The organism is Pseudoalteromonas sp. B62, from assembly GCF_037162565.1.
In the GTDB taxonomy this organism is placed as follows: Bacteria; Pseudomonadota; Gammaproteobacteria; order Enterobacterales; family Alteromonadaceae; genus Pseudoalteromonas; species Pseudoalteromonas fuliginea.
This window is the reverse complement of the sequence record NZ_JARLVB010000002.1, coordinates 1,621,631-1,635,453: the sequence shown is the minus strand read 5'-3', so window position 1 is coordinate 1,635,453 and position 13,823 is coordinate 1,621,631. Positions and strand designations below refer to the sequence as shown.

Genomic DNA, 13,823 nt, shown 5'->3' with positions numbered 1-13,823 from the left:
ATGACGTTTTTTAAAACAGCTTTTCAATATATTACTATTATTAATTTACTACTCGTAAGTTTTGCAAGTAATGCAAATCCACCAAAAGAGATTTTTTGGGAAGACTTAATCCCTAAAAATCACGTGCAAATAGACACACAAGCACAAGCCAATCACGAAGGCAGCGATCAAAATTGGGTGCAACCCGATCTAGACGCACCTGTAGTTAAAGCGTTAAACGGTCAGTCTGTAAGCTTACCTGGCTTTGTAGTACCACTTGAAGGTGACAGTGAAATTATTACTGAGTTTTTACTCGTCCCATATTTTGGTGCATGTATACACGTACCGCCACCGCCGCCAAATCAAATTGTGCATGTAACTATTAAAGGTGGCGTACCTATAGACAGCCTGTATGACGCAATCGTTGTAACCGGTGTTATAAGTACAGAAACGTGGTCAGGCGAAATAGCCCAAGTAGGCTATAAAATGAAGGCAGTTGGCGTTGCGCCATTTGAACTTTAATTAACTAATCTGAACGGCTGATAAATTTAAACGCAATATGTTATTAGGGCGTGTTGTTCTTTGGTGGTTTAATTTGCAGTAGTATATTTGGTTATTAGGCAAGGCAGAACCTACGTTGTGTGGTGTTCTTGTGTGGTACTCCCCATAAATAGGCGATACGCAGCATAAATGCCAAACATGCGCTACCCTTGGGTTCGTCCTAGGGGCGATTGACTCTTTGTTGTTCGGCTTTGACTTATTCTTACATGGATGTAAGCCAATAAACGCAGGATCCGTTATCAGGTTACAAATCTCGAGCCGAGATTAAATTGCCCCTAGATTGAACAAATTTCAACATGCCCTAAACCGCTTAGTCAAAGTTTAGGTTAAATACTTTTACTTTTTCAGTTAAAAAAGGAACCACCAGTGCTAAATAAAGATCTGCCTTCTCTAAACAAAACAAGCGAATTTAAATATTTGTTTTTTGTAAATTTATCGTACTCGTTTAACGTTTTAAGACCCATAGAGCACGAAATAAAAAAGCGAGGAGGCAGCGTTGCTTGGTTTATTCCTAATGGAAGTGAGGCAGAGGGCTTTTTACAGCCTGATGATTACCAGCTTCTCAACATAAAAGAAGTTAAAGAATATAACGCCAATGCCACACTTGCGCCTGGTAACGTGATCCCTCATTTTTTTCCTGGGATTAAAGTGCAGGTTTTTCATGGCTTTGATTCGGGCAAAAAGAACAAATTTAATATTAGAGGATTTTTTGACTTATATTGCACACAAGGTCCAAATATTACTCAAGGGTTTAATGATATTAACGATGGCACTTGCGACGTAGTCGAAACCGGCTGGTCAAAGTTAGATCCTTTATTTACTGAACATAAAGACATAGCGCTATATCAATCTGATAAGCCTACCATATTATATGCCCCCACTTTTTCGCCAAAGCTAACAAGTACCTACAAGCTTTACCCTTATATTAAAGCGCTATTAAAAACACAAAACTGGCAGTGGATAGTAAAGCTTCATCCAAAAGCGACAAGCGAAGAAATTGAAATGTATAAATCACTCGCCTGCGAAAACCTCACCTTTATTACCACCGGTGATGTGATTCCAATTCTACAGGCTACCGACATTATACTGTCTGACACATCATCAATTATTACCGAATTTGCATTACAAGAAAAAGTAGCCGTTGCGTTTAACAACCGCAAACCTAAAGACTGGATGATTAACTTTAGTAACGAAGCCGACCTAGAAAGTACTTTAATAAGCGCTTTTCAAAAAGATGAGCACACATTAGAAAAAGTAAAACAACACTGCGACAGCGTTCATCCATACAGAGATGGCAAGTCAAGTGTGAGGGTATTAGGCGCTATTAATAATTTAATTTGTTCTGGTACATCTCACCTAAAAAGAAAACCTTTAAACTTACTTCGTAAATTTAAAATTAGAAAAAGCCTAAATTACTATTGGTGGTCATAACTTTAAAGCCAAACAATCACATACAAAACAAAGGATTATTGGATTTTTAGGGTTAAAACTTGTTTTAGCTGGGCTTTTATACCAATTAGCATAATTAATACCAATTCACTTAATTAAGTGAGCTATTTTGAGGTAAGAAAATCGTGTCGATAACAAGGCAAAAATTTCGTTATTTAGTTATTCTATATCAGAAATTTTTAACGCAGTTAACGTCAGATTTGATCCCTCAAATTGATTAAGTATTATTGCGGATTGGTATAAGTAACCTGAACTTTGGATAATAAATCTATCTCAAGCAAAGTTCAGGTTAAGTATTATTACGGATTGGTATTTATGCGCCGTTATAACCTATGTATGGGAAATAAAAACACTCTAAACTAGATACGATTTTAATCAGGTTTTATATTTTACTAAGTACTTCACGTAAAATAGTGCTCGAAGTATGCGTAGTGTAAGGGAAATACATTATTTCAACTCCCCGCTTAGCAAAGTCTTCTTCTATTGCGTTCCACTTATCAGTGCCTTTCCAATCGTCTCCGACAAACATTTTGTCAAATTTTAAATTATTCCACGCTTCTAGTTTGTCATAATTAACTTGAGGAACAACCTCATCCACAAACTTAATAGCTTCGACAATTTCTAGCCTTTCTTGAAAAGGGATTACCGGCTTTTTGTTTTTAACCGATATAGATAACTCATCGCTTGTTACCCCAACAATAAGGTAATCACACTCTAGCTTTGCGCGTTTAAGTACATTGAGATGACCAATATGAAACAGATCAAAAACCCCAGTGGTATAGCCTATTTTTTTCATTTCAAAACCTACGACTAAAAGTAATACCCTAATAATTTAGTACGTAGGATAACATAAGCATAAACATGAATAAAAATCAGGAACAGACCAATACAAACCTGCACTAAAGCTAACATAGTATAATTAACCTAAACTCTGGATAATAAATCCATGCTTGAAATTTAGTTTATTGAAATTATTACAGTTATTTTAATTTATTTAAATACTGGATTACCTTGTCGGCTAATTTTTCTGCATTAAAAACAGTATCACTTTCAGTATAACAACGTAACTCAGGAGCATTGCCGGAAGCTCTTAAATGCACTACGTCATCATTTTGAAGGACAATACGCAAACCATCGACTGTATTAACTGAGTAATTTAGACCGCAGCCTAATTCTGTGAGAAATGCATCGGCACTACACTTAAGCGTTGCAATTAATTCAAGGCTCTTGGCTTTTGCAAAATTTTGCAGCCTATCGCTCGCGGTGAAGCGCTCTGGTAATAACTTCAATTGCATAGATATTGGTTGCTTTTGTATTAACAACATAAGTGCAGGTAACACTGCATCACGTGTTGGTAAAGCTGTAAGCTGCTTTGCATTTATGTCTATGTTTGAGCCTAATAAAAACCCACCATTGGCTTCGAAACCAGCAACACGGGTAAAGTTTTCATTTAATTGGCTAAACTCTGCGATTACAAAAGGTGATCCAATTTTTGTACGTATGATGTGTTTAAAGCTATTTGATTTTTCTATCGCCGTGTTACAACTTACAGGGACAGCCAATGCTTCAATACCAAGGAGTTGACTGCACAATAAACCTAATAAATCACCGCGTAACCAGCCACCATTTTCGTCAGCAACGAGCGGGCGGTCACCATCGCCATCTGTTGAAAATATAGCGTCAAACCCATACTTTTTTGACCATATAATTGCTTGTTTTTTATCTTCCTCAGAAACGGCTTCTGTATCAATTGGTATAAAATTTTCGCTGTGCCCTAAGCTTATTACCTTCGCCCCCAATTGTTCGAACAAACTTTTATATAAGTCTCGTCCTGCACTGGAGTGCTCATAAATGCCTACTTTTTTACCAACCAGTGCATCGGCACTAAATAACTTGGTATAACGCTTTATATAAGCTTCACTTGCTGCAGTATTTAGATCAAGTTCACTTACTTGTGTTACCGCTGAGAACGGCATTTTATTATTTAAGATAGCTTGTTCATCAGCTTTGGTGATTTCACCGTCTGGTCGATAAAACTTAAGGCCATTTCGGTCAAATGGTATATGGCTACCTGTAACCATTATGCTTGGGATAGAGTCTTGCATCGCTTTATAAGCAAGCGCTGGAGTGGGTATAACACCATAGTAAATTACATTAATATTGAGTTGCTTTAAGCTTTGCGCGCAGGCTTGCGCCATAAAATAACTACTGGGGCGATTATCAATAGCTAATGCTACGGTATTAAAGCTAAATTCTGTTTTTATCGACTTAACAAACCCGATAGAAAAAGCAGCACATACATCTGCGGTAAAATCTGTAACTAAACCACGTGTACCACTGGTGCCAAAAACAACACCACTTTTGGCTATCACTTCTGAGCAAATTAATGTGTTATCCATATACAACCTTATCACTTTTTATACAAAGAAAAGTGAAAACGAAAATTACTAATAACTATCACTTATCTAAATAACCTGAACTCTGGTTAAGAGATTTACTAACGTATTGAATCATGATGATATTAAATTTATTTTCTCTAGCCAGAGATTTTCAGTGAAAACAAGGCGAATTTACGCGTTAATAGCTGCTTGAAATAGATTTATTATCCCGAATTCAGGTTAAATACAGCGCCCTTACAAGCATTGAATACCGAGTAATTAATCACTTCACTCGGCCGTAGCAATCTTCAAAACGCACAATGTCATCTTCACCAAGGTATGAACCAGACTGAACTTCAATAAGCTCTAAATCAACTTTACCTGGGTTTTCCAGCGCATGTACTGCAGTAATGGGAATGTACACCGACTCATTTTCAGTTACGAGCTGCTCAGCACCATCTATTCGCACCTTTGCAGCGCCTGATACAACAATCCAATGTTCTGAACGGTGATGATGCATTTGCACACTGAGTTTTGCGCCAGGCTTTACTGTAATACGCTTAACTTGGAAGCGTTCGCCGCTATCAACTGAGTCATATTTACCCCAAGGTCGGTAAACTTCGCGGTGCGTGACTGCTTCTGAACGATTTTCAGCTTTTAATTGCTGTACGATTGCTTTTACATGCTGTGATTGATCTTTGTGCGCAACAAGCACTGCATCTTTAGTATTTATTATAACGAGGTCTTCAATACCGATTGTAGCAACGAGTTTATCTTCACCAAAAACCAGGGTGTTTTTAGTGTTAATCGCTTTTACATCACCTGTAAATACATTGCCATTTTTATCTTTAGTTGATACGTCCCACAATGCAGAAAAACCACCAACATCGCTCCAACCAGCATCCATCGGCACAACCACTGCATCTTTGGTATGTTCCATCACAGCATAGTCTATCGACTCGCTCGCGCATTTTTCAAATGCTGCTTTATCTATACGAACAAAATCCATATCGTCGTTTTGTACTTGCATAGCTTTTTCGCATGCTTCATAAATATCAGGGCGAAAAGTGTTTAGCTCCTCTAAATAGCGACTTGCTTTAAATAAAAACATGCCACTATTCCAATAATAATCGCCACTATCTATGTATTTTTTTGCCATTTCTAGGCTTGGCTTTTCTACAAAACTATCAACCACAAAACCGTTATTAAATTGCTCACCGCGCTTTATATAGCCATACCCTGTTTCAGGTTTGTTTCCTACAATACCAAAGGTAACTAACTTGTCTTGCTTGGCCAGTTCTACAGCTTGGTTAATACTATGTTGAAATGCAATAGTGTCGTCAATCACATGATCTGCGGCAAGTATAAGCAGCAAAGGGTTTTCACCTTTCTCTACAGCTTTAAATGCAGCTAAGGCAATCGCTGGCGCCGTATTACGCCCTACAGGCTCTAAAAACAGTCCACTATGCTGCACACCTAATTGTCGAACTTGTTCTGCCGCTATAAAACGATGCTCTTCATTACAAATAAGCATTGCAGGACTATGAACTAAACCATTTAAACGACTTATCGTATTTTGTAGCATAGTTTGTTCGCCACTTAATGGTAAAAATTGTTTTGGGTAATTCCCGCGAGAAAGCGGCCATAAACGCGTACCCGATCCACCAGCCATTATTACAGGTAAAATCATTATTAAATTCCTTTGCTAAAATGGCTTCAAAGTACCACTTTGAATGTGTGAAGAATGTTCATAATTGAGTGTCAGATTAAAAAATCTGACATGCTACCTAATTGACCTTCGAAACGGGAAATTAATTGCGACAATATTTAGCTTCATTTAAAAGCGAGGTGTAAAACCTCACCTACAACATATGCCAACCCGTAGGTGCGAATTTACATCCGCTCATGTAACGTGGCTTTAATGTTTAAAAAGCGAGGTGTAAAACCTCACCTACAACATACGCCAACCCGTAGGTGCGAATTTACTTCGCGCTCATATCACATGGCTTTAATATTTAAAAAGCGAGGTGTAAAACCTCACCTACAACATACACCAAACCGTAGGTGAAAATTTATTTCGCGCTCATGTAACATGGCTTTAATATTTAAAAAGCGAGGTGTAAAACCTCACCTACAACATATGCCAAACCGTAGGTGCGAATTTACATCCGCCCATGTAACGTAGCTTTGGTGTTTAAAAGCGAGGTGTAAAACCTCACCTACAACATATGCCAAACCGTAGGTGCGAATTTACTTCGCGCTCATATCACGTGGCTTTAATGTTTAAAAGCGAGGTGTGAAACCTCACCTACACATACACCAAACCGTAGGTGCGAATTTATTTCGCGCTCACTCATCTTAAAAATTTCTATATTTCTGCTACCTTTAAATAAAAAGGATCAATAAAAATGCATCGTTCCGATTTATTAAGAAAAGGCAGAGTATCGTTAATAAATCGATTTTACTCTATTACATTGGTAGCACATAAAAGAGAAGATAAGTTTATCTCTATAGATATTAATCGTTTAATTATTAAAGAAATGAAAAATATAGAAGATCAAAAAGCAGCTAAAACAATAGCGTTTGTAATTATGCCAAATCATGTTCATTGGTTAATTCAATTGGGAAATGAAAAATCCCTATCGGATGTAATTAAATCTTTTAAAGGTCGCTGCTCCAAAACTATACGCGATCGTTTAGGGGTACAAAAACTATGGCAACGTAACTACTACGACCATATGATTAGAAATGAGGATGATTTACTTAATAACGCTAGGTATATAATTGCAAACCCTTTAAGGGCTAAAATCGTCGATAAAGTTGCTTTGTATCCCTACTGGGACTGTATTTACATAAAGTAAAAAGCGAGGTGTAAAACCTCACCTACAACATACGCCAAACCATAGGTGCGAATTTATTTCGCGCTTTGTAACGTGGCTTGGGTGTTTAAAAAGCGAGGTATAAAACCTCACCTACAACATACACCAAACCGTAGGTGCGAATTTACTTCGCGCTTCATGACGTGGCTTTAATGTCAAAAAGCGAGGTATAAAACCTCACCTACAACATATACCAAACCGTAGGTGCGAATTTACTTCGCGCTTCATGACGTGGCTTTAATGTTTAAAAGCGAGGTATAAAACCTCACCTACAACATACACCAACCCGTAGGTGCGAATTTATTCCGCGCTTTGTAACGTGGCTTTGGTGCCAAAAAGCGAGGTGTAAAACCTCACCTACCACATACACCAACCCAGAGGTGCGAATTTACTTCGCGCTTAAAGCTTTTCTAAAACGTATTCTGCGCGGCTTACTGCAAATTCTTTATCTTGTTCTACAAACAAACCGGTTACTACCGAGTTATCAACAATCATTGCGTAACGTGAAGAACGTACACCGCCAAAGCCAGCGGTGTCTTTATCAAGGCCTAATGCCTTAGTAAAGCTTGCATCACCATCGGCAAGCATGGCAATCTCTTGTGCGTTTTGTGAATCGCCCCATGCTTTCATAACAAATGCATCATTAACTGACACACAGTAAATAGCGTCAATACCTTTTGCTTTAATTTTATCAGCGAGGGTAATGAATTCTGGTAAATGAGCATTTGAACAGGTTGGTGTAAACGCACCTGGCACAGCAAACAGCACAACTTTCTTACCTTCAAATAACTCACTGTTCGTCAATGTTTGCATGCCGTCGTTAGTTAATTGCGTAAGTGTTACAGCCGGTAACGTTTGGCCTTGTTCAATCATAATAAATCCTTAAAAAATATTGAAACGTAATGAATTTTTAGCTTATCGCTTAATGCGACTAACATACAGCTTTGTTTATTTTTTAAGGCCCAAGCTACCTTTTATTGTTTGCATTTGCTGCTGTAGCTGATTACGAATATCATCAACAAGTAAACTTGATTCACTCACTTGCCCTTTCATGCTTTGCATTGATTTACTAAAATTGTCGAGTAAGCTACTTTGTTGCTTTGCCAGTTCCATTGCCTCAAAAGCAACGCTGTTTGCACTTTGAGCATTACTAGCTACCCCTTCGGAGTTTAGTTTTAGCTCTTGAGCATTTTGTGTTTGCGACTGTGCACCGTTGGCCAATGCTGATATTTGCGTAGACACCACTCGCGAGTTTTCAGTTAGCAAGCTTAGTTGATCGTTTATATCGCTAAGCGATCCTTGTGTTTGCCGCGCTAACTGCCTTACTTCATCAGCCACCACAGCAAAGCCACGTCCGTGCTCTCCTGCACGCGCTGATTCAATCGCTGCATTTAGGGCTAAAAGGTTAGTTTGATCGGCAATATTACGAATAACCTCAATAATTTTACCCACTCCATCAACACCTGTTAGTAACTCTTGTATGCTTTGCATTCCTTGCTCTACACGCACTTGCGTATCAGAACTGGCATCTAACATATTTGCTGAAAAGCCCAAACTTTGCTCCATTGCAGTAAATGTACTTTGTGCGTTATCGGCCACCTGTGCATTAATATCATTTACCTGCTCGCCAATACGTTGAATGTCGCTTAATAAGTTTTGATTTTGTTCTACTTGCCCATGGCTAAGCGATGCTTGTTGACTGATAGTGTATAAATTTTCGCTCATTTGCTGCATAAAACTGTTAACCACCTTTAGCATTTGTGCCCGCTCTTGCGCTTCAGTTCGCTGCCTATCGATGAGTTGATTAAAAAACTGCGCAATCTCACCAATCTCAGTTTTCGAATTTTTACTTTCAATACTCTTAAGCTCATTACTTTCAATTAAAAAAGCAAAGCCATCTCGTAATTGCCTAAGCGGGTTTAGTACTTGATTACGTTGTACAAAATAAACGCTCGCAGCCAATATAACCAACGTACCTATTGCAGCACAAAATACCCAAAGTACTTGCTGCTTTAAATTATCTTGCTCCGCCTTAAGCGCCTGCTCTGCATTAATAACCGTATTTGAAAGTGCACTAATTTGTGAGCGTAACGCATTAGAGCCATTTTCTCGTAACTGAGTTTGCTCAAGAGTACTTGCTAAATCACGCGGATAACGATTAGGCCAACTGACAAGCTCTGACTTTATTTCGTCGCCAAGGTCCTCAGCTTCTTCATCAATAAATAGAGCGTCTTCGTCAACGGCACTCATAACACCTAAATTAGGAAGCAGCTCAATAGCTTGTGCTAATTTATTTAAATTTACGATGCTTTGTTGCAAGCTTTGTTCTGTGTTTTTATCGTACTGAACAATAAGTTGATAGGTAAATAAAGATAAATTAATTACTTCAGTGTAATAATCACTCGCCAGAGAGTAATACATTAGCGCATGGTTATTTTGCTCCGGTGCTTTTTTAGCATAGCTAATTAATGTTGATGCTGAGCCTGCCATTTGCCTAAGCGCGTTATCAAGTAGTGCGGTTTCGTTACCCGAAAGCTTACCAAGTGCACGGTATTTGCCATTTATGTCATTGTTGAGGGTCGTTAATTGCTGTTCAAGCGTTGTGCTTAACTCACTTGGCAATATAGATAATTGATTAACTTTAACGTTGTTAATTAAAGTAGAGGCTTGATTTAAATATTGGCTGTCACCTTGGTCTAAGTAACGCCCTAAATAACCGGCTAAATCAACTAAAATAGTATTTTTAAGTTGGCTGTATGCGGTATTTTGCTGCTCTAGTTTAAGTAAGGTTTGGCTTGCCCAAAATAAGGTAGACCCTAATAAAATACTCGCCAAAGCCAATAATATAGCCAGTAACCGGGTAATAGATGACACGCGCATAAATCTTAGCTCCAATAGTGAGTGCGCGCTTAGAGTATTAACTATTTATGACACTTTTATGTAAACCATCTTTAAAGGTCGAGTTATACAACAATTTTTAATGTAACCCATACAAAAGAACTAATTTAAAGGGCGAGATAAAAATCGCTCCTAAAAATGATGAATTAAAAATTCACCTAAAATCGGGGTTAAAATCAGATTCCAGATTATTTATTTTAAATATAGAGGTCTGTTGAACTTTCAAGATTAAAATTTATTCTACCTAGAGGTGATTAAATCGCGACGCTAGGCTTGTAACTTAGTGGTCTCGGTAACTGCTCCTGCGTTACACTACTGGTTTACATCTATATAAGAATAAGTAAAAACCGAGCAACAAAGAGTAAACCACCTTTAGGACAAACCCAAAAGGCAGTAAATTCAGCCTCAAAAAATAAACAGGTCTAGCTTAATCACTACCAAACAAATCTCGTGTATACACTTTGTCAGTAATATCACTAAGCTCTTTAACCATGCGGTTAGATACAACAACATCAGATATGCGTTTAAATTCATTTAAATCTTTGATTACGCGAGAATGAAAAAATTACTTTCTTGTAATACTGGTTCGTAAACTACAACCTCAATACCTTTAGCTTTAATGCGCTTCATAATTCCTTGAATCGATGAAGCCCTAAAATTATCAGACCCTGCTTTCATAACTAAGCGGTAAACACCAACCACTTTAGGGTTGCGTTTAATGATTGAATCAGCAATAAAGTCTTTTCGCGTTGTGTTGGCATCAACAATTGCACCTATTATATTATTAGGAACCGATGCATAATTTGCTCTAAGTTGCTTGGTGTCTTTTGGTAAACAGTAACCGCCATATCCAAACGATGGGTTATTATAATGGTTACCTATACGTGGGTCTAAACTAACACCTTGTATAATTTGCTTACTATTCAAACCATGTGTTTCTGCATAGCTATCTAACTCATTAAAGTAAGCTACGCGCATTGCTAAGTAAGTGTTTGAAAATAATTTAATTGCTTCAGCTTCTGTAGAGTCAGTAAACAACACTTCAATATCTTTTTTTATAGCGCCTTGCTTAAGTAAGTTAGCAAACACACTTGCACGCTCACTTTGCTCACCCACTACAATGCGCGATGGATATAAATTATCGTGTAGTGCTCTACCTTCACGTAAGAATTCAGGCGAAAATATTAAATTATCAACACCTAACTTATCTTTAATACTATGAGTAAACCCTACAGGAACTGTAGACTTAATTATCATTACTGCAGTTTTATTGTGCGCTATTGCATCTTTAATCACAGCTTCTACTGAGCTTGTATTAAAGTAATTATTTTCGACATCGTAATCGGTAGGTGTTGCAATAATTATAAAATCTGCATTTTTGTAAGCAGCTACTTTATCGGTAGTCACTGTAAAATTTAAGTCATTACGTGTTAAAAAATCACTAATTTCGATATCAACAATAGGCGACTGCTTCTTCTTTAAAAGCGCTATTTTTTGCTCATCAATATCGAGCGCAACCACTTCATTATGTTGCGCTAATAACATAGCGTTAGAAAGGCCAACATAGCCCGTACCTACTACTGTAATTTTCATATAAACCCTTCGCGCAAATAAATAAACGAATGTTTCAAAATACGCTAAAAAACTAACGCAAGTTAAAAATCATCAAAATTATTTTTAGAGTTTAGTATAAAATTAAACAATAAGCTTAACGCAAAAAGCTAGTGCCTCGAAATAGAATCATTAATTACATGATTATTTTTACCATCCATAAAAAGCACTAAGCCTAAAAAGTTATCATCGAACACTGTTTTACCTGTATATAACTCTAAACCCCAATAGCCATCTTGCAACTGCTGGGTATAACGTGTTTCTAGCTCAAAACCTATTGAATATGGCGCATCAGCAGAGCCTATCTTACCATTTGAATCCATTTCTGTTTCGATACGTCTAAATGTAGTATCTATGTTTTGCGTCGCGCTATATTGCCATACCCAGTTAACTGATTGGCTTTCAGCGCTTGGGTAATGCTGAAAATAACGCTGTTCAGCCCCCCAATGCCCTAATGCCTGTTTATCAATAGTATTACCTTGAGAATAAAGCTTTGACCAATACCACTCCGTTTGCCAGCGGCTGTTTTCAAGCCTTAAGCTGTTGTTTTCAATTAAATAAGGTAAATATAAACCAAAGTTATAACTGTTATTACGAGTACCACCAAGAGTGTCTTCCAGCCCCATATCGCCATAAAGGCTAAACGGCATATCAAACCATGTCGCTTTATAATCAAAACTTAGTGAAGCTAATTGGTCGCCTACCTCATAGTTAGGGCCATATTTTTGGATTTCTTCTGCATTTACATTATCGTTACCACCCGGTAAAAAAGGCTTCGGCAAAACCTTTCAAGCTTACTGAGCGGTCACCACCACCAAACTGTAATAACCTATTTGCCCCTAACGTTAATCCATCAAAAGGTGCAAAGCTTAAATGCACACCAGCTAAATGAGGTTTACCTGGTACTTTTTTACCAATTTCCTTACCTGAGTTAATAGCAGAATCTGTTTTCATTTTCATGTAAAACAAGTCGTAGCGTATATCAAAATCGGTAATGGGTTTTACATTGCTAATACTTATTGAAGGAAGTGTTTTAGCATTGGTACTTAAAATCATTGCACTATCGTTAAACGGTGAGTACCAATGCTCACGGTAACCTATGTCAACTTGCGCGTATTCGTTACCAAAATAAACAAAACTTTGAGTAGGTAGTAGGTTATCTTCGTTAGCAATACCAGCAACACTTACACCAAAGTGATTACCAAAATTAGCAAAGCCACCGGCCTCTAGCTTTAAATACGTATCAACCTTTTGGCCGCGCTGGTTAGGGATTGATTTAGATTCATTACCATAAGCAAGCGTTGCTTTAGCATAAGTTACTGCATCTGATTGCTTGTAAAGAGCCAGTTCATTAAATAACTTTTGATATAAGCTTGGGTAGCTATGCTCAATAGATTTTAATACCCTTAATACTTCAGACGTTTTATAAGGTTTACTCATCATATGGGCGTTATCGCCAACTACTAGCAACTTTTCAACTAGGTGCTCTAATTGAGGATTCTGTTTTAAAGGTAAATAAGCTGATACACCATTTGCTAGAACCTGAGAACTAAATATCAATCCTATTAATACGGGTAATTTTTTTAGCATTTTTATTCCATTTATTGTTATGTTCTAGGTAATACGTACATAATAAAAAATCGCTGCTGAGTTAACAACAACGATTTGATTAATTTAACATTTTAGTAGGTATTAGTTGATTTGACACTGATACAACTTAAATTTTTCAAAAGCGAGGTGTAAAACCTCACCTACAACATACACCAACCCGTAGGTGCGAATTTACATCCGCTCATACACCATAGCTTTAATGTTAAAAAGTGAGGTGTAAAACCCCACCTACAATATGCACCAAACCGTAGGTGCGAATTTACTTCGCGCTCATGTAAGGTGGCTTGCGTGTTTAAAAGCGAGGTGTAAAACCTCACCTACAACATATACCAACCCGTAGGTGCGAATTTACTTCGCGCTTTGTATGTGGCTTGACTGTTTTAAAAGCGAGGTGTAAAACCTCACCTACAACATACATCAAACCGTAGGTGCGAATTTACTTCGCGCTCATAACTCA

General features: G+C 37.6%; 10 protein-coding genes and 1 pseudogene. 3 read left to right on the top strand and 8 right to left on the bottom strand.

The window, feature by feature from the left end; all coding sequences use genetic code 11:
• Together P4S71_RS11845 and P4S71_RS11840 are read left to right on the top strand one after the other, a co-directional pair.
• Nucleotides 1–501: a DUF3299 domain-containing protein gene (locus P4S71_RS11845; protein WP_337150736.1), complete on the top strand. Its 501-nt coding sequence runs from the start codon at nt 1–3 to the stop codon at nt 499–501.
• A 405-nt stretch (nt 502–906) separates the two neighbouring features.
• On the top strand, nt 907–1,971 hold the full coding sequence (locus P4S71_RS11840) for a CDP-glycerol glycerophosphotransferase family protein (RefSeq protein WP_337150735.1): 1,065 nt from the start codon (nt 907–909) through the stop codon (nt 1,969–1,971).
• 400 nt (nt 1,972–2,371) lie between these two features.
• Here the strand turns inward: P4S71_RS11840 and P4S71_RS11835 are convergent, their stop codons facing one another.
• The 3 genes from P4S71_RS11835 to P4S71_RS11825 all read right to left on the bottom strand — a co-directional run bounded on the left by P4S71_RS11835 (nt 2,372) and on the right by P4S71_RS11825 (nt 6,057).
• Entirely contained in the window at nt 2,372–2,785 is a 414-nt protein-coding gene (locus tag P4S71_RS11835) for an adenylyltransferase/cytidyltransferase family protein (RefSeq protein WP_007376768.1), read from the bottom strand.
• Nucleotides 2,786–2,969: 184 nt separating this feature from the next.
• Complete coding sequence (locus tag P4S71_RS11830) at nt 2,970–4,388, bottom strand: phosphomannomutase (RefSeq protein ID WP_337150734.1); 1,419 nt, start codon at nt 4,386–4,388, stop codon at nt 2,970–2,972.
• Between the two features lie 262 nt (nt 4,389–4,650).
• Nucleotides 4,651–6,057 (bottom strand): mannose-1-phosphate guanylyltransferase/mannose-6-phosphate isomerase, encoded by a 1,407-nt coding sequence (locus P4S71_RS11825; protein ID WP_033031593.1) that lies wholly within the window; start codon nt 6,055–6,057, stop codon nt 4,651–4,653.
• Between the two features lie 718 nt (nt 6,058–6,775).
• On the opposite strand from P4S71_RS11825, the gene P4S71_RS11820 reads away from it, so the two are divergent.
• Nucleotides 6,776–7,228, top strand: coding sequence for an REP-associated tyrosine transposase (locus tag P4S71_RS11820; protein WP_337150733.1), 453 nt, complete (start codon nt 6,776–6,778; stop codon nt 7,226–7,228).
• 417 nt (nt 7,229–7,645) lie between these two features.
• Here the strand turns inward: P4S71_RS11820 and P4S71_RS11815 are convergent, their stop codons facing one another.
• The 5 genes and pseudogenes from P4S71_RS11815 to P4S71_RS11795 all read right to left on the bottom strand — a co-directional run bounded on the left by P4S71_RS11815 (nt 7,646) and on the right by P4S71_RS11795 (nt 13,345).
• Nucleotides 7,646–8,119, bottom strand: coding sequence for a peroxiredoxin (locus P4S71_RS11815; protein ID WP_008139383.1), 474 nt, complete (start codon nt 8,117–8,119; stop codon nt 7,646–7,648).
• A gap of 75 nt (nt 8,120–8,194) precedes the next feature.
• Entirely contained in the window at nt 8,195–10,126 is a 1,932-nt protein-coding gene (locus P4S71_RS11810) for a methyl-accepting chemotaxis protein (RefSeq protein ID WP_337150732.1), read from the bottom strand.
• Between the two features lie 445 nt (nt 10,127–10,571).
• A pseudogene (locus P4S71_RS11805) lies at nt 10,572–11,737 on the bottom strand (nucleotide sugar dehydrogenase).
• 128 nt (nt 11,738–11,865) lie between these two features.
• The gene (locus P4S71_RS11800) at nt 11,866–12,537 is read right to left on the bottom strand and encodes a capsule assembly Wzi family protein (RefSeq protein ID WP_337150731.1); all 672 of its coding nucleotides are present in this window, start codon (nt 12,535–12,537) and stop codon (nt 11,866–11,868) included.
• Nucleotides 12,509–13,345, bottom strand: coding sequence for a capsule assembly Wzi family protein (locus P4S71_RS11795; protein ID WP_337150730.1), 837 nt, complete (start codon nt 13,343–13,345; stop codon nt 12,509–12,511). Before P4S71_RS11795 ends, P4S71_RS11800 begins: the two co-directional genes overlap by 29 nt.
• Nucleotides 13,346–13,823: the final 478 nt, after the last annotated feature.